Source organism: Streptomyces chartreusis, assembly GCF_008704715.1.
Classification (GTDB): Bacteria; Actinomycetota; Actinomycetes; order Streptomycetales; family Streptomycetaceae; genus Streptomyces; species Streptomyces chartreusis.
This window is the reverse complement of record NZ_CP023689.1, coordinates 3,792,653-3,807,404: the sequence shown is the minus strand read 5'-3', so window position 1 is coordinate 3,807,404 and position 14,752 is coordinate 3,792,653. Positions and strand designations below refer to the sequence as shown.

General features: G+C 72.4%; 14 protein-coding genes. 7 read left to right on the top strand and 7 right to left on the bottom strand.

Features of this window, described 5'->3' with window-relative positions:
- Positions 1–83: 83 nt before the first annotated feature.
- Positions 84–632, bottom strand: a complete 549-nt coding sequence (locus tag CP983_RS16095; RefSeq protein ID WP_125530042.1) for a TetR/AcrR family transcriptional regulator — start codon at positions 630–632, stop codon at positions 84–86.
- Between the two features lie 296 nt (positions 633–928).
- A complete protein-coding gene (locus CP983_RS16090) occupies positions 929–2,701 on the bottom strand; it encodes an acetyl/propionyl/methylcrotonyl-CoA carboxylase subunit alpha (RefSeq protein ID WP_150500066.1) in 1,773 nt (590 codons plus the stop codon).
- A gap of 361 nt (positions 2,702–3,062) precedes the next feature.
- Here CP983_RS16090 and CP983_RS16085 point away from each other — a divergent pair, with 361 nt between their 5' ends.
- The gene (locus tag CP983_RS16085; protein ID WP_107903750.1) at positions 3,063–3,593 is read left to right on the top strand and encodes a hypothetical protein; all 531 of its coding nucleotides are present in this window, start codon (positions 3,063–3,065) and stop codon (positions 3,591–3,593) included.
- Here the strand turns inward: CP983_RS16085 and CP983_RS16080 are convergent.
- Positions 3,562–4,182 (bottom strand): Maf family protein, encoded by a 621-nt coding sequence (locus tag CP983_RS16080; RefSeq protein WP_107903748.1) that lies wholly within the window; start codon positions 4,180–4,182, stop codon positions 3,562–3,564. The two genes, CP983_RS16085 and CP983_RS16080, sit on opposite strands and share 32 nt — an antisense overlap.
- Positions 4,183–4,213: 31 nt before the next feature.
- Positions 4,214–4,342 carry a morphogenic membrane protein MmpB gene (mmpB, locus tag CP983_RS44945; protein WP_093747104.1) on the bottom strand — a complete coding sequence of 43 codons (129 nt, stop codon included), beginning with the start codon at positions 4,340–4,342 and terminating at the stop codon, positions 4,214–4,216.
- Positions 4,343–4,462: 120 nt separating this feature from the next.
- Between mmpB and CP983_RS16075 the strand changes: the two genes are divergently transcribed.
- Complete coding sequence (locus CP983_RS16075) at positions 4,463–5,593, top strand: SGNH/GDSL hydrolase family protein (protein WP_150500064.1); 1,131 nt, start codon at positions 4,463–4,465, stop codon at positions 5,591–5,593.
- On the opposite strand, the gene CP983_RS16070 is transcribed toward CP983_RS16075, so the two are convergent.
- Positions 5,590–5,799 carry an acyl-CoA carboxylase epsilon subunit gene (locus tag CP983_RS16070; RefSeq protein WP_107903743.1) on the bottom strand — a complete coding sequence of 70 codons (210 nt, stop codon included), beginning with the start codon at positions 5,797–5,799 and terminating at the stop codon, positions 5,590–5,592. The two genes, CP983_RS16075 and CP983_RS16070, sit on opposite strands and share 4 nt — an antisense overlap.
- A gap of 17 nt (positions 5,800–5,816) precedes the next feature.
- Entirely contained in the window at positions 5,817–7,448 is a 1,632-nt protein-coding gene (locus tag CP983_RS16065) for an acyl-CoA carboxylase subunit beta (protein ID WP_150500062.1), read from the bottom strand.
- A gap of 110 nt (positions 7,449–7,558) precedes the next feature.
- Between CP983_RS16065 and CP983_RS16060 the strand changes: the two genes are divergently transcribed.
- The gene (locus CP983_RS16060) at positions 7,559–8,419 is read left to right on the top strand and encodes a biotin--[acetyl-CoA-carboxylase] ligase (RefSeq protein ID WP_150500060.1); all 861 of its coding nucleotides are present in this window, start codon (positions 7,559–7,561) and stop codon (positions 8,417–8,419) included.
- 196 nt (positions 8,420–8,615) lie between these two features.
- A complete protein-coding gene (locus CP983_RS16055) occupies positions 8,616–9,746 on the top strand; it encodes an adenylate/guanylate cyclase domain-containing protein (protein WP_150500058.1) in 1,131 nt (376 codons plus the stop codon).
- A 67-nt stretch (positions 9,747–9,813) separates the two neighbouring features.
- Here the strand turns inward: CP983_RS16055 and CP983_RS16050 are convergent, their stop codons facing one another.
- The gene (locus tag CP983_RS16050) at positions 9,814–10,422 is read right to left on the bottom strand and encodes a hypothetical protein (RefSeq protein ID WP_244364950.1); all 609 of its coding nucleotides are present in this window, start codon (positions 10,420–10,422) and stop codon (positions 9,814–9,816) included.
- A 596-nt stretch (positions 10,423–11,018) separates the two neighbouring features.
- On the opposite strand from CP983_RS16050, the gene CP983_RS16045 reads away from it, so the two are divergent.
- From CP983_RS16045 to hutH, 3 genes are all read left to right on the top strand, one after another.
- Positions 11,019–11,837, top strand: coding sequence for an enoyl-CoA hydratase/isomerase family protein (locus CP983_RS16045; protein WP_125529151.1), 819 nt, complete (start codon positions 11,019–11,021; stop codon positions 11,835–11,837).
- 92 nt (positions 11,838–11,929) lie between these two features.
- Positions 11,930–13,078, top strand: coding sequence for a GGDEF domain-containing protein (locus tag CP983_RS16040; RefSeq protein ID WP_150500056.1), 1,149 nt, complete (start codon positions 11,930–11,932; stop codon positions 13,076–13,078).
- Between the two features lie 87 nt (positions 13,079–13,165).
- Complete coding sequence (gene hutH, locus CP983_RS16035) at positions 13,166–14,704, top strand: histidine ammonia-lyase (RefSeq protein WP_150506629.1); 1,539 nt, start codon at positions 13,166–13,168, stop codon at positions 14,702–14,704.
- Positions 14,705–14,752 lie beyond the last annotated feature (48 nt).

Here is a 14,752-nt window from a genome sequence, read left to right as displayed (position 1 = left end):
TGCGGGTGCGGGTGCGGGTGCGGGTGCGGGTGCGGGTCGGGTGTGGCTGGTCGCGCCGTTCCCCGCGCCCCCGGGGCGTTGCCCTAAGGGGCTTTCAGGCCCCGCAGCGTCAGGTGCAGCAACCTGTCCGCCAGGTCCGGGTCGTCAGGTGTCTGCTCTGCCGCCAGTGCGATCGCATGGGTGAGCTGGAGCAGGTCGGTGACGGCCACGTCCGGGCGGACGGTGCCGGCCTCCTGGGCCCGTGACAGCAGTGCGCCGCCCGCCTGTCTGATGGGGCCGCTGCACCGGGCCAGGGCCGAGGTGTCGTCGTCGGAGACGGACATCAGGGAGCGGGCCAGGCCGCGGTATTCACCCGCGTGGGTGACCATCTCGCGCAGCCAGGTCACCAGAGCCGCGCACGGCTCCGGTGAGCGCAGGAGTTCCCGGGAGCGGGCCAGCAGGTCGCCGGCCGCCTCCTCGAAGACCGCGCTCAACAGGGCGTCGCGGTTGGGGAAGTGACGGTAGAGGGTGCCGATCCCCACGCCCGCTCGCCGGGCCACGTCCTCCAGGGACGCGTCCGTGCCGTGCTCGGCGAAGGCGGAGCGGGCCTCGGTCAGCAGACGCTCGTGGTTGCGGCGGGCGTCGGCGCGCATGGCGCGTGCCGGGGTCGGCGGTGCCGCGTCGGTGCGCGTGGAGCTTGCCGGGGCGGACGGTGCCCGCGTGGAGCTTGCCGGGGCCGACGGTGCCGCGTCGGTCCGCATGGCGCTTGCCGGAGTCGGCGGTGCCGCCGTGCTGCCGCTTCCCGCGGTCTCGCCGGCAGTCGCGCCCACCATCGCTCTCACCTGCCCTCTCGCCCGCCGGTGTGCTTCCACGATGCCACCGAGCATAAAACGAGGCGCCCGGCGGACTGTCCGTTCCAGTCCGCCGGGCGCCTCGACTGCCGTATGCGTCAGTCCTTGATTTCGCAGATCGCGGCACCGGAAGTGAGGGACGCGCCGACCTCGGCGGACAGGCCCTTGATGGTGCCGGACCTGTGTGCGTTGAGCGGCTGTTCCATCTTCATGGCCTCCAGGACGACGACCAGGTCGCCTTCCTTGACCTCCTGGCCTTCCTCGACGGCGACCTTGACGATGGTGCCCTGCATGGGGGAGGCGAGGGTGTCGCCGGAGGCGACGGGGCCGGACTTCTTGGCGGCGCGGCGCTTGGGCTTGGCGCCGGCGGCGAGGCCGGTGCGGGCCAGGGTCATGCCGAGCGAGGCCGGGAGGGAGACTTCCAGGCGCTTGCCGCCGACCTCGACGACGACGGTCTCGCGGCCGGTGTCCTCGTCCGCGTCGGTGTCGGCGGGGGCGGCGAAGGGCTTGATGTCGTTGACGAACTCGGTCTCGATCCACCGGGTGTGGACCGTGAACGGGTCGGTGGAGCCGGTCAGTTCCGGTGCGAAGGCCGGGTCCTTGACGACCGCGCGGTGGAAGGGGATGGCGGTGGCCATGCCCTCGACCTGGAACTCCTCCAGTGCCCGCGAAGCGCGCTGCAGGGCCTGTTCGCGGGTGGCGCCGGTGACGATCAGCTTCGCCAGGAGCGAGTCCCAGGCGGGGCCGATGACGGAGCCGGACTCCACGCCCGCGTCCAGGCGGACGCCCGGGCCGGACGGCGGGGCGAAGGCGGTGACGGTGCCGGGGGCGGGCAGGAAGCCGCGGCCGGGGTCCTCGCCGTTGATGCGGAACTCGAAGGAGTGCCCGCGCAGCGGCGGGTCGTCGTAGCCCAGGGCCTCGCCGTCGGCGATGCGGAACATCTCCCGCACCAGATCGATCCCGGCGACTTCCTCGGTGACCGGGTGCTCGACCTGGAGACGGGTGTTGACCTCCAGGAAGGAGATCGTGCCGTCCGCGCCGACGAGGAACTCCACCGTGCCGGCACCGACGTAGCCGGCTTCCTTCAGGATCGCCTTCGACGACGAGTACAGCTCCGCGACCTGCGCCTCGGACAGGAACGGCGCGGGCGCCTCCTCGACGAGCTTCTGATGGCGGCGCTGCAGCGAGCAGTCACGCGTGGAGACCACGACGACATTGCCGTGGGTGTCGGCCAGGCACTGCGTCTCCACATGCCGGGGCTTGTCGAGGTAGCGCTCGACGAAGCATTCCCCGCGCCCGAACGCGGCGACCGCCTCCCGCACCGCCGACTCATACAGCTCCGGCACCTCGTCCAGGGTGCGGGCGACCTTCAGACCGCGTCCGCCGCCACCGAAGGCCGCCTTGATCGCGATCGGCAGACCATGGGTCTCGGCGAACGCGACGACCTCGTCGGCGCCCGCAACCGGGTCGGGGGTGCCGGCGACCAGCGGGGCGCCGGCACGCTGGGCGATGTGACGGGCGGCGACCTTGTCACCGAGGTCACGGATCGCCTGCGGCGGCGGGCCGATCCAGATCAGATCCGCGTCCAGGACGGCCTGGGCGAAGTCGGCGTTCTCCGACAGGAACCCGTAGCCGGGATGGATCGCGTCCGCACCCGACTCGCGGGCCGCGGTCAGGACCTTGCCGATGTCCAGATAGCTGGTGGCCGGGGTGTCACCGCCCAGGGCGAACGCCTCATCCGCGGCCCGGACATGCAGAGCGTCACGGTCCGGGTCCGCGTAGACGGCCACGCTCGCGATCCCGGCATCCCGACAGGCCCGGGCCACGCGGACAGCGATTTCGCCACGGTTGGCGATGAGCACCTTGCGCACGATTGAGGCTCCCTCCTTGAAACAAGCCGAGTTTAGGGACTGCCGACACGACACTTCGACCCGTCCCCAGTGGTGAGCTTGCCCACACGGAGCGTGATTCCAGGCTCGCCCGACCTGCGAAATCCCTTGTCGCGCCACGGTACGCAGGTCTCTCCCGGAAAACCCTAGCTCTCCTCTGTGGTCAAGGTCTCTGTCATCACGTGCTGCGGGCCACTCGGTTTCTTTGTGGAATCCCTACGAATGGCCCAATGCATCTTTGCCATCTCCCGAACCCTTGTCCCGGGGTTTACCCGTTAGTAGCGTTCGCGATGTCTCGAACGTACTTGGGGTAACCGAACGGCTCGGAAGTGGGTGGGGACCGGTGGTGCGCAGGCCGGTGGCGTGGCTGGTGGCAGTCGTGCTCTTCGTGGAGGCGTTCGGCATCGCCGCGCTGAACTGGTTCCTCGGCGTCGTCGTGGACCGGCAGGACATGTCCCTGGCGGGTCTGGATCCTGACGTGATGTCGGTGTCCTCGAAGGTCGGCGGCCTGGTCTTCGGCGGCTACTTCGCGCTGTGCGGTCTGGTCGCGCTGCTGGTCGCCCTGCGCGACCGCGCGCCGGCCGGCCTCGGGCGGATCCTGCTGATCAGCGCGGCCGTGGTGCACGGCCTGTTGGGCGCGTTCGCCTGGGGGCTGGTGGGCTGGACGGCGTTCGTGTTCATGATCGTCGTGCTCGGCCTCATCGTGCTGCTGCTGATGACCTACGACGGCCAGAGCGCGCCCGGACGCCCCGCCGACGCCGCGCCCGACGGAGGCAAGGGCGGCGACGGCTCCCCGGTCGACGGTTCCCCGGCGGGGAGCTCCCCGGCCGGCGGCTCGCCCGTCACCCCTCCGCCGGCTCCCACAACTCCGTGATGCCGATGCCCAGTTGGGCCAGCAGCCGCCGCACCAGCGGCAGGCTGATGCCGATCACATTGCCGTGGTCGCCGTCGATGCCGTCGATGAACGGGGCCGAACGGCCGTCCAGGGTGAACGCCCCGGCGACGTAGAGGGGTTCGCCGGAGGCGACGTACGCGGCGATCTCCTCGTCCGTCGGCTCGCCGAAGCGGACGACCGTGGAGGCCGTCGCGGAGGTGTACCGGCCGCTGAGCGTGTCGTAGACGCAGTGGCCGGTCTGGAGCGTGCCGGCCCGCCCGCGCATCGACTTCCAGCGGGCCGTGGCCTCCTCGGCGTCGGCCGGCTTGCCCAGGGCCTCGCCGTCCAGGTCGAGGACCGAGTCGCAGCCGATCACGATGGCGCCCTTGACCTCGGGCCGCGCGGCGACGACGGAGGCCTTCGCCTCGGCCAGGGCCAGCGCCAGCTCGGCGGGGGTGGGTGCGCTCACGGCGTCCTCGTCGACGCCGCTCACGATGACCTCGGGGGCGAGCCCCGCCTGCCGGAGCAGATTGAGGCGGGCGGGGGACTGGGAGGCGAGGACGAGCCGGCGGCGGGGCTGATCAGTCATGCCGTCAGCGTATCGGCGGGCCCGGCCGGTCTCACCTCAGTCCGAGCACGATCATCGTGAGGACCATGGCCAGCGCCATGAGAACGCCCAGCCGCCGCAACATCTCCTGCATGTCGCGCAGTTCTTTGGGCGGCTCGTTCTCGGGGTCGGACCACAGCATGCCTTCCATCGTCGGTCGGGGATCCGGGGCGGCGCCTGAGTACGCATACTCAACTTCTCCATAAACGGTGCTACGGTTCCATTAGCTAAAGGGACTTCAGTTCCGTTTGGAGGATGTGTCATGTTCACCGCTTCCTGGACCGCGTCACCTCAGCGCCCCAGCGAGGGCTTCACGCCCAACTGGTCGCGCGAGGGCTTCTGGCGCCAGTCGCTGCGGCAGGTCGTCCGGCTGTCGGCGGGCGGCGGCCTGCTGCGGGTACGGCTGTCCAACGCGTACGGCGAATCGCCGGTCCGCGTCGCGGGCGCGAGCGTGGGGCGCGCGGGCGAAGGGGCGGCGGTGCGGCCGGGGTCGCTGACACCGCTCACCTTCGGGGGCGCCGCGGGGGTCGCGATACCGGCGCGGGGCGAGGTCGTCAGCGACGCCGTACGACTCGCCGTCGCCGCCGGGGAGTCGGTGGCCGTCACGCTGTACTTCGACGCCGCCACCGGGCCCGCGACCTTCCACGCACAGGCATTCGCGTCCGGTCACCGGGGCGAGGGCGACCTGTCGCAGGCGTCCGGCGGCGAGGGCTTCGACGCCGTGAGCGAGTCCTGGTACTTCCTGTCGGCGGTGGAGACCGACGCCGGCCGCACGGACGGCGTCGCGCTCCTCGGCGACTCGATCACGGACGGGTTCGGCTCCACGGTCGGCGCGGACCGGCGCTGGTCCGACGCGCTCGCGAAGCGCACGGGGCGGCCCGTCCTCAACGCCGGCATCGGCGGGAACCTGCTGCTCAACGACTCGGCCTGGTACGGCGACGGAGGCGTCCGGCGGCTGCGCCGGGACGTCCTCGGACTGCCCGGGGTGGACACGCTGGTCGTGCTGCTCGGGCTGAACGACATCGGCTTCAGCGAGACGGACGAGCAGCCGACGTACAAACCGGCGCCGGTGGTGGAGGCGGCGGAGCTGATCGCCGGGCACCGGGAGCTGCTGCGGCAGGGCAGGGCGGCCGGGCTGCGGGTGATCGGCGGCACGCTGCTGCCCTTCGGGGGCTCGGACCACTGGGGCGAGCACGCGGCCAAGGTGAGCCACGAGCTCAACGAGTGGATCCGGTGCGCGGGGGAGTACGACGCGGTGGTGGACCTGAACCGGGCGCTGGCCGATCCGGAGGACCCGGACCGGCTGCGCCCGGCTTACGACTTCGGCGATCATCTGCACCCCAACGACGCGGGGTACGAGGTGATGGCCGAAGTTCTGGCGATCGCTCTCTAACCGGGCCAGTACGTACGTGCCCACGTCGCCGGGCCCGGCTGCGGCAGTCGCCGGCGGGCGATGCGGGACGGGTCCGACCACCCGTCCCGCGGCTTGGGTGCGCCGGGCGGGATCGCTGCTTCCGCCGCGGCGCGGGCGCGGACCACCGCCAGTGCGGCGGCCAGCTCCTCCGGCGTCGGGTTGCCCCGTAGGACCTTGATGTTCATGGCGGCTCCCAGCAGGCCTAGAGGGGGATGTTGCCGTGCTTCTTCGGAGGCAGGGATGCCCGCTTGGTGCGCAGCTGACGCAGGCCGCGCACGACATGGCGGCGGGTCTCGGACGGCATGATCACCGCGTCGATGTAGCCCCGCTCGGCCGCGACGTAGGGGTTGAGGAGGGCGTCCTCGTACTCCTGGATCAGCCGCGCGCGCACCGCCTCGGCGTTTTCGGGGTTCTCACCGCTCGCCTCGGCCTCCGCAAGGGTGCGCCGGTGCAGGATGTTGACCGCGCCCTGGGCGCCCATGACGGCGATCTGGGCGGTGGGCCAGGCGAGGTTGATGTCGGCGCCCAGGTGCTTGGAGCCCATGACGTCGTAGGCACCGCCGAAGGCCTTGCGCGTGATGATCGTGATCAGCGGGACCGTGGCCTCGGCGTAGGCGTAGATCAGCTTGGCGCCGCGGCGGATGATGCCGGTGTGCTCCTGGTCGACACCCGGCAGGAAGCCGGGGACGTCGACGAAGGTGAGGACCGGGACGTTGAAGGCGTCGCAGGTGCGCACGAAGCGCGCGGCCTTCTCGGAGGCGTCGATGTCCAGGCAGCCGGCGAACTGCATCGGCTGGTTGGCGACGATGCCGACGGGGCGCCCCTCGACCCGGCCGAAGCCGGTGATGATGTTCGGCGCGAACAGCGGCTGCGTCTCGAAGAACTCGGCGTCGTCCAGGATGTGTTCGATCACCGCGTGCATGTCGTACGGCTGGTTCGCGCTGTCCGGCACGATCGTGTCCAGCTCGCGGTCCTCGTCGGTGAGGGCGAGGTCCGCCTCCTCCTCGAACACCGGGGGCTCGGAGAGGTTGTTGGACGGCAGGTACGACAGCAGCTGCTTGACGTACTCGATGGCGTCCTTCTCGTCCCCGGCCATGTGATGTGCCACACCGGACGTCGAGTTGTGGGTGCGGGCGCCGCCCAGCTCCTCGAAGCCGACGTCCTCGCCGGTGACCGTCTTGATGACGTCCGGGCCGGTGATGAACATGTGCGAGGTCTGGTCGACCATGACCGTGAAGTCGGTGATGGCGGGGGAGTAGACCGCGCCGCCCGCGCAGGGGCCGACGACCAGGCTGATCTGCGGGATGACGCCGGAGGCGTGGGTGTTGCGGCGGAAGATCTCGCCGTAGGCGCCGAGGGAGGCCACGCCTTCCTGGATGCGGGCGCCGCCGGAGTCGTTGATGCCGATGACCGGGCAGCCGGTCTTCAGCGCGAAGTCCATCACCTTGACGATCTTCTGGCCGTAGACCTCGCCCAGCGCACCGCCGAAGACGGTGAAGTCCTGGGAGAAGACGGCCACCGGACGGCCGTCGACGGTGCCGTACCCGGTGACGACACCGTCGCCGTAGGGACGGTTCTTCTCCAGGCCGAAGTTGGTGGAGCGGTGCCGCGCGAACTCGTCGAGCTCGACGAAGGAGCCCTCGTCGAGGAGGAGCTCGACTCGCTCACGGGCCGTCAACTTGCCTTTGGCGTGCTGCTTTTCGACGGCGCGTGCGGAGCCGGCGTGCGTCGCTTCCTCGATACGGCGCTGGAGATCCGCGAGCTTGCCCGCGGTGGTGTGGATGTCGATCCCAGGGGTCCCTTGGATCTCGTGACGCTCTTCCGGCTCGGACATCGGGATGTGGCTCCCTGCCTGCTCAAAAGGGGGGACGGTTACTCATCCGTAGAGTAGTGGGGTGCCTACCAATCGGCAGTGCGGCGTTTACCACACCTAGGGTGGGTTGCATGACGCCGCGAGATGCATCAGACGACAGCCGTTGGTCGGATCTGGAACGGCCACCGCTCAACATCGCCGCCCTGCGGCGGGGGCTCGTGCGGGAGGGCGGCCTGTGGCGCCGGGTGGAGGTGGTGGAGCGCACCGGCTCCACCAACACCGACCTGGTGGACCTGGCGACCGCGGGCAAGGCGGAGGAGGGCACCGTCCTGGTCGCCGAGGAGCAGACCGCGGGCCGGGGCCGCCTGGACCGCAACTGGACGGCACCGCCCCGCTCCGGGCTGTTCTTCTCCGTGCTGCTGAACCCCTCCGAGGTGCCGGTGACCCGCTGGGGATGGCTGCCCCTGCTCACCGGGGTCGCCGTCGCGACCGGGCTGTCCCGGGCGGCCGGCGTCGACACGGCACTCAAGTGGCCGAACGACGTGCTGGTGACCGTCGGCGGCGAGGAACGCAAGACCGGCGGGATCCTGGCCGAGCGGGCCGGGGAGGCCGGCGTGGTGATCGGCGTCGGCATCAACGTCACCCTGCGCGCGGACGAGCTCCCGGTGCCCCAGGCGGCCTCCCTCGTGCTGGCCGGCGCGGCCAGCACGGACCGGGATCCGCTGCTGCGGGGCATGCTGCGGTCCCTGGAGGACTGGTACGGGCGTTGGCGGGCAGCCGTGGGGGACCCGTTGGTCAGCGGGCTCCAGGAGACGTATGCGGCAGGGTGCGCGACGCTGGGGAAGACGGTGCGGGCCGAGCTGCCGGGCGATCGGGCGATCACCGGGGAGGCGGTCGCCATCGACGGCGACGGACGGCTCGTGCTGGCGACGGAGGAGGGCGTGCAGGAGCCGGTGGGGGCGGGAGGCATCGTGCACCTGCGGCCGGCGTGAGGAGCGGCCGGCGTGCGGCCGGCGGCCGTGGCCCGTCCGGTGACCGGGGACGCGGCCCCGCACCCCGCGCCGGGCACCTCACCAGCGGTAGTACGGCATGGTGGGCTTTCTCTTACGGAGTGAGCTGGCGCACACCTGCCGTAAAGTGAAGGGCCGGTCGATGACCGACCGCGGCAGATCGGAAGGGCAGCTAGGCGTGACCGTCGACGATTCGGGCTCCGGCACGGGCGCGGACGGCAGGGTGGACCCCAACGCCGCCGACCCGGGCGGTGACCCGCTCGCCCTGCGTCTGGAGCAGCTCATCCTCGGCGCGGAGCGGCGCTACACCCCGTTTCAGGCGGCCCGCAGCGCCGGCGTCTCCATGGAGCTGGCGTCCCGCTTCTGGCGGGCGATGGGCTTCGCCGACATCGGGCAGGCCAAGGCGCTGACCGAGGCCGACGTGCTGGCGCTGCGGCGCCTGGCCGGTCTCGTCGAGGCGGGGCTGCTCAGCGAGGCCATGGCCGTGCAGGTGGCGCGGTCCACCGGGCAGACCACCGCCCGGCTGGCGGAGTGGCAGATCGACTCGTTCCTGGAGGGCCTGACCGAGCCGCCGGAACCCGGGATGACGCGCACCGAGGTGACGTACCCGATCATCGAGCTGCTCCTGCCCGAGCTGGAGGAGTTCCTCGTCTACGTCTGGCGGCGCCAGCTCGCCGCCTCCGCGGGCCGGGTCATCCAGGCCGCCGACGACGAGGAGATGGTCGACCGGCGTCTCGCCGTGGGCTTCGCCGACCTGGTCGGCTTCACCCGGCTGACCCGGCGCATGGAGGAGGAGGAACTCGGCGAGCTCGTCGAGGCCTTCGAGACCACGGCGGCCGACCTCGTGGCCGCGCGCGGCGGACGGCTGATCAAGACGCTCGGCGACGAGGTGCTGTACGCGGCCGACGACGCCGGGGTCGCCGCGGAGATCGCGCTGCGCCTGATCGAGACGATGGCCAACGACGAGACGATGCCGGAGCTGCGTGTCGGCATCGCGTTCGGCACGGTGACCACCCGGATGGGCGATGTGTTCGGTACGACCGTGAATCTCGCCTCCCGGCTGACGTCGATAGCTCCTCGTGACGCGGTCCTCGTCGACACGGCGTTCGCGGAGGAGCTCATTCGAACGGGTGAGGCGCCGGCGTCCGAGGCGGAGGCGGCCGAGGCCGCGGCGACTGCCGAGAAGGAGGGCGAGGAGCCTCCGCTGTACCGCTTCGCGCTTCAGCCGATGTGGCAGCGGCCGGTGCGAGGTCTTGGTGTGGTGGAGCCGTGGCTGCTGACTCGGAGGGCTTCCTCGGACGGGGAGTGAGCGTCGCGGGGGCGGGGTTGTTCTTTGCCTGCGGGCTCGTCGTGGCTGGTCGCGCGGTCCGGGCGGTTCAGTCGTCAAGGGGCAGTGGGTCCACGCACAGGCCGATGATCGGGATGCAGACGGAGTTGTCGTCCGGCTGGGGCTGCTGAGTGGGGGGCGGGGTCGTCGGTGGCCGGCCCGGTGTCTCGGGTGCGGGTGCGGTCGCTCGCGGTGTCGTGGTCGACGGTTCGGGGGTCTGCGTGCCCGGCCGGGCTGCCGGTGGCGCGGGGGCCGGGGCGCCACCCGGGCCGTGCGGTGCGGTCGTGGCGGTCCGAGCCGGGGTCGGTACGACGATCGAGTCCGTCGTCGGTGCCGTGCCCAGGCCGCCCATCGCCGAGGTCGCCGACGGGGTCGCCTTCGGGGCGTTCGGCGTGAGGGTGGCCGCGGCGTTCGTCGAGCGGTCAGTTTCGGCGTCCGTGCCGGGAGCCGGGGCGGGGCCCGACTCCGCCGCGCCGAGGCCGCCGACACCGGAGTCGGGTGACATCCGTACGAGGCTCAGAGCACCGGCGGCCAGCGCGAGCCCACCCGCCGCGAGGAGAACCTTGCGGGGGCGCGGACGCCGGTGCCGGCCGCGGGGGGCGAAGAGACGCGTGGCGGCGGGGGCGTTCGGTTGGGCCTCCGCAGCGGACTCCCGCACTTCCCGCCGAGCCTGCGCAGTGGTCCCGGCCGCTTTCGGTCGCACCTCTGCGGCAGCCCCGGCGGGCTGTCGTCGCGTGTCCCTGACGGCCCCCTGCGTCTGCCGCCGAGCTTCCGAAGCAGCCGCGGCCTCTTTCCGTCGAGTCTCAGCCGCGGCCCCCAGCGCCTGGCGCCGAGTTTCCGCGGCAGCCCCGGCTTCCTTCCGGCGAGCCCCCGCGGCAGCCGAGGCTTCCTTCCGTCGAGCCTCTGCAGCGGCCCCCTGCGCCTGCCGCCGGGGCTCCGCTGCGGACCCGGTCCCGGCGCGCCGGGTCTCCGCAGTCGCTGTGGTCTCCGCGATCCCTGCCTTCTCCCGTGTTCCCGGACCTTGCGCTGTACCGCTCATCTCGACCCTCCCCTTGCGCTCGCGCCCCCAATGCGCCGTGGCGTCGCGCACGTTATGCGGTGGCATGGGTGGGCGGGCGAGGGTTGGGTGGGATGTCACTCGAACGGGGTGTCGGGCCTGGACAGAAGTGGCGGTCGTGGTGGCTCTTTCCCCGGAGGGGCCCGGCTGCGATGATCGGGGCGAGTGTTGTTAACCCGCGTTAACCGGAGGGCGTCATGACTGAGGAGCGGTTCGGGGAGTTCGTGCTGGTGCGGCGACACGGTACGGGGGGTGCCGGAGGTGCCGGGCATGTCGCGGAGCTCGCCCTCGACCGGCCCAAGGCCATGAACGCCGTCTCCACGGACATGGCCCGCTCGATCGCGGCCGCCTGCACCGCGCTCGGCGCCGACCGTGACGTACGCGTGGTGGTGCTGACCTCGACGCACGAGCGGGCGTTCTGCGTCGGGGCGGATCTGAAGGAGCGGAATTCGTTCAGTGACGCCGATCTGGTGCGCCAGCGGCCGGTGGCGCGCGGTGCCTACACCGGTGTGCTGGAGCTGCCGGTACCCACGATCGCGGCCGTGCACGGCTTCGCGCTGGGCGGCGGCTTCGAACTGGCGCTGTCGTGCGATGTGATCGTCGCCGACGGCACGGCCGTGGTGGGGCTGCCCGAGGTGTCCGTCGGCGTCATCCCGGGCGGCGGCGGTACGCAGCTGCTGCCCCGCCGGGTCGGCGCCGCCCGCGCCGCGGAGCTGATCTTCACCGCGCGCCGGGTGGAGGCCGCCGAGGCCCGTGAGCTGGGGCTGGTGGACGTACTCGTGGAGGACGGGCGCGACCGGGAGGAGGCCCTGGCCATGGGGTCCCGGATGGCGGCGAACTCGCCGGTGGGCCTGCGTGCCGCCAAGCGCGCCCTGCGCCTCGGGCACGGGCTGGATCTGCGGGCCGGCCTGGAGGTCGAGGACGCGGCGTGGCGCGCGACGGCCTTCTCGGGCGACCGGGCGGAGGGTGTGGCCGCCTTCAACGAGAAGCGGAAGGCCGAGTGGCCCGGGGAGTGACGAGTCCCGCTGGATCGGGCTGAATGCCTCGTGACCTCCCCGTTCGCCACGCCAACGTCCCAAATTCGGGCAAAACTCCCTAGCCTGGAGTGATGGGTGAGGACGGACGGCTCACGGCCGTGGTGGCGTTGGCGCAGGGGATGGCGGCGGCACACACCCCGCGCGAGTCCTGGCGGGCGGCGGCGCTCGGGGCGTGCCGGGCGTTGGGCGGGAGTTTCGCCGCGCTGTCGGTGTGGGAGCGGGAACTCGGGCGGCTGCGGGTGCTGGTGAACGTGGGGGACCGCGCCCGGGGCGAGGAGGAGTTCCCGGGCGACGAGACCTATCCCGTGCACCAGTTCCCTGAGATCACCGAGTTCCTGCACGAACGCTGGGTGGCCGGCGGCGAGCCCAACGCCTGGGTCGAGACGGCCGAGGGGCCCGCCGCCGGCCAGCCCGGGTACTGCCATCAGCGGGTCGCCGCCCTGCGGCGCCGCGGCCGGGGGTGCTGTGTCGTCGCGCCGATCGTGCTGAACGGTCGGGCCTGGGGCGAGCTGTACGTCGCCCGGTCCGCCGGGGTGCCGGTCTTCGACCGCGGGGACGCCGACTTCGCGACCGTGCTCGCCTCCGTCGTGGCCGCCGGGCTGGCGCAGAGCGAGCGGCTGGAGGAGGCCCGGCGGCTGGCGTTCACCGACGCGCTGACCGGGCTCGCGAACCGGCGTGCCGTCGACGTGCGGCTGGAGGAGGCGATCGAGCGGCATCGCGACCAGGGTGTCGTCGTCAGCCTCGTGGTCTGCGACCTCAACGGGCTCAAGAACGTCAACGACACCCGCGGGCACGCCGTCGGGGACCGGCTGCTGGAGCGGTTCGGGTCGGTGCTCTCGCTGTGCGGGGCGATGCTGCCGGGGGCCCTGGCCGCGCGGCTCGGCGGCGACGAGTTCTGTCTGCTGGTCGTCGGGTCGCCGGCCGATGACGTGGTGAAGGCCGCGGACGAACTGTGCCGTCGCGCCTCGGAGTTGGAGTTGGGCGAGGGAGTGGCCTGCGGGGTCGCGTCGACGGAGGACCCCATCGGGCCCGTGCGTTCCGCCCGGCGGCTGTTCCGGCTGGCCGACGCGGCCCAGTACCAGGCCAAGGCGGTGCGCGCCGACCGGCCCGTGGTGGCGGGGCGGGAGGGCGAGGACGACCCGGTGGTCCGGCTCGCCGACGCGGAGCCGTCGGGTGAGGACGCCGTGGAGCGGCGGCGCTTCCGGGGCCGCCTCCCGTAGGCCGCGTGTGTCCGGCGCTGTAAGGGGTGTACCGCTCACCCACTAGTGACATCTTCGTCTTCACTGCGTACGCTCCTGAATATGGATATGCACACTGTGGTGGTGGGGACGTCCGGGGTCACCGCGTCCGACGTTCTTGCCGTGGCGCGGGGCGGGGCCCGCGTCGAGCTGTCGGCCGAGGCGGTCGCGGCGCTCACCGCGGCCCGCGAGATCGTGGACGCGCTGGCGGCCAAGCCCGATCCCGTCTACGGCGTCTCCACCGGCTTCGGCGCCCTGGCGACCCGGCACATCAGCCAGGAGCTGCGGGCCCAGCTGCAGCGCAACATCGTCCGCTCGCACGCCGCCGGCATGGGGCCGCGCGTGGAGCGCGAGGTCGTACGGGCCCTGATGTTCCTCCGGCTCAAGACCGTCTGCTCGGGACACACAGGCGTGCGGCCCGAGGTCGCGCAGACCATGGCCGACGTGCTCAACGCCGGCATCACGCCCGTCGTCCACGAGTACGGCTCCCTCGGCTGCTCCGGCGACCTCGCCCCCCTCTCGCACTGCGCGCTCACACTGATGGGCGAAGGGGACGCCGAAGGCCCGGACGGGGTCGTGCGGCCCGCCGGCGAGCTGCTCGCCGCGCACGGCATCGCGCCCGTAGAGCTGCGCGAGAAGGAGGGGCTCGCCCTCCTCAACGGCACCGACGGCATGCTCGGCATGCTGGTCATGGCCCTCGCCGACCTCGACACCCTCTACAAGTCCGCCGACATCACCGCCGCCCTCAGCCTCGAGGCGCTGCTCGGCACCGACAAGGTGCTCGCGCCCGAGCTGCACGCCATCCGGCCGCACCCCGGGCAGGGCGCCTCCGCCGCCAACATGCTGGCGGTGCTGGAGGGTTCGGAGCTGACCGGGCACCACCAGGACGACGCGCCCCGCGTGCAGGACGCGTACTCCGTGCGCTGCGCGCCGCAGGTCGCCGGTGCCGGGCGGGACACCATGGCGCACGCCCGGCTCGTCGCCGAGCGCGAACTCGCCTCCGCCGTCGACAACCCGGTCGTGCTGCCCGACGGGCGAGTGGAGTCCAACGGCAACTTCCACGGGGCGCCCGTCGCCTACGTCCTCGACTTCCTCGCGATCGCCGCCGCCGACCTCGCCTCCATCGCCGAGCGCCGCACCGACCGGCTGCTTGACAAGAACCGCAGCCACGGCCTGCCGCCGTTCCTGGCCGACGACGCGGGTGTCGACTCCGGGCTGATGATCGCCCAGTACACGCAGGCCGCGCTGGTCAGCGAGCTGAAGAGGCTGGCCGTGCCCGCCTCCGCCGACTCCATCCCGTCGTCGGCGATGCAGGAGGACCACGTCTCCATGGGCTGGTCCGCCGCCCGCAAGCTGCGCACGGTCGTGGACAACCTCACGCGCGTCCTCGCGATCGAGCTGTACGCCGCCACCCGCGCCATAGAACTGCGCGAGGGCCTCGCCCCGGCCCCGGCCTCGCAGTCCGTCATCGACGCCGCGCGCGCCGCCGGCGTCCGGGGCGCGGGCCCGGACCGGTTCCTGGCGCCCGACCTCGCCGCCGCCGACGCGTTCGTGCGGGCCGGGGAGCTCGTCACCTCCGCCGAGAAGGTCACCGGACCGCTCCGCTGACACGGAAGGGGCCCTGTCGTACGACCGACAGGGCCCCGATCCGGCAGG

Coding starts and splice junctions, on each gene's coding strand:
- CP983_RS16095 (WP_125530042.1), bottom strand. CDS start 632: ATGCGCGCCGACGCCCGCCGCAACCACGAGCGTCTGCTGACCGAGGCC.
- CP983_RS16080 (WP_107903748.1), bottom strand. CDS start 4,182: ATGACTGATCAGCCCCGCCGCCGGCTCGTCCTCGCCTCCCAGTCCCCC.
- mmpB (WP_093747104.1), bottom strand. CDS start 4,342: ATGCTGTGGTCCGACCCCGAGAACGAGCCGCCCAAAGAACTGCGCGAC.
- CP983_RS16075 (WP_150500064.1), top strand. CDS start 4,463: ATGTTCACCGCTTCCTGGACCGCGTCACCTCAGCGCCCCAGCGAGGGC.
- CP983_RS16070 (WP_107903743.1), bottom strand. CDS start 5,799: ATGAACATCAAGGTCCTACGGGGCAACCCGACGCCGGAGGAGCTGGCC.
- CP983_RS16065 (WP_150500062.1), bottom strand. CDS start 7,448: ATGTCCGAGCCGGAAGAGCGTCACGAGATCCAAGGGACCCCTGGGATC.
- CP983_RS16060 (WP_150500060.1), top strand. CDS start 7,559: ATGACGCCGCGAGATGCATCAGACGACAGCCGTTGGTCGGATCTGGAA.
- CP983_RS16045 (WP_125529151.1), top strand. CDS start 11,019: ATGACTGAGGAGCGGTTCGGGGAGTTCGTGCTGGTGCGGCGACACGGT.
- CP983_RS16040 (WP_150500056.1), top strand. CDS start 11,930: ATGGGTGAGGACGGACGGCTCACGGCCGTGGTGGCGTTGGCGCAGGGG.
- hutH (WP_150506629.1), top strand. CDS start 13,166: ATGCACACTGTGGTGGTGGGGACGTCCGGGGTCACCGCGTCCGACGTT.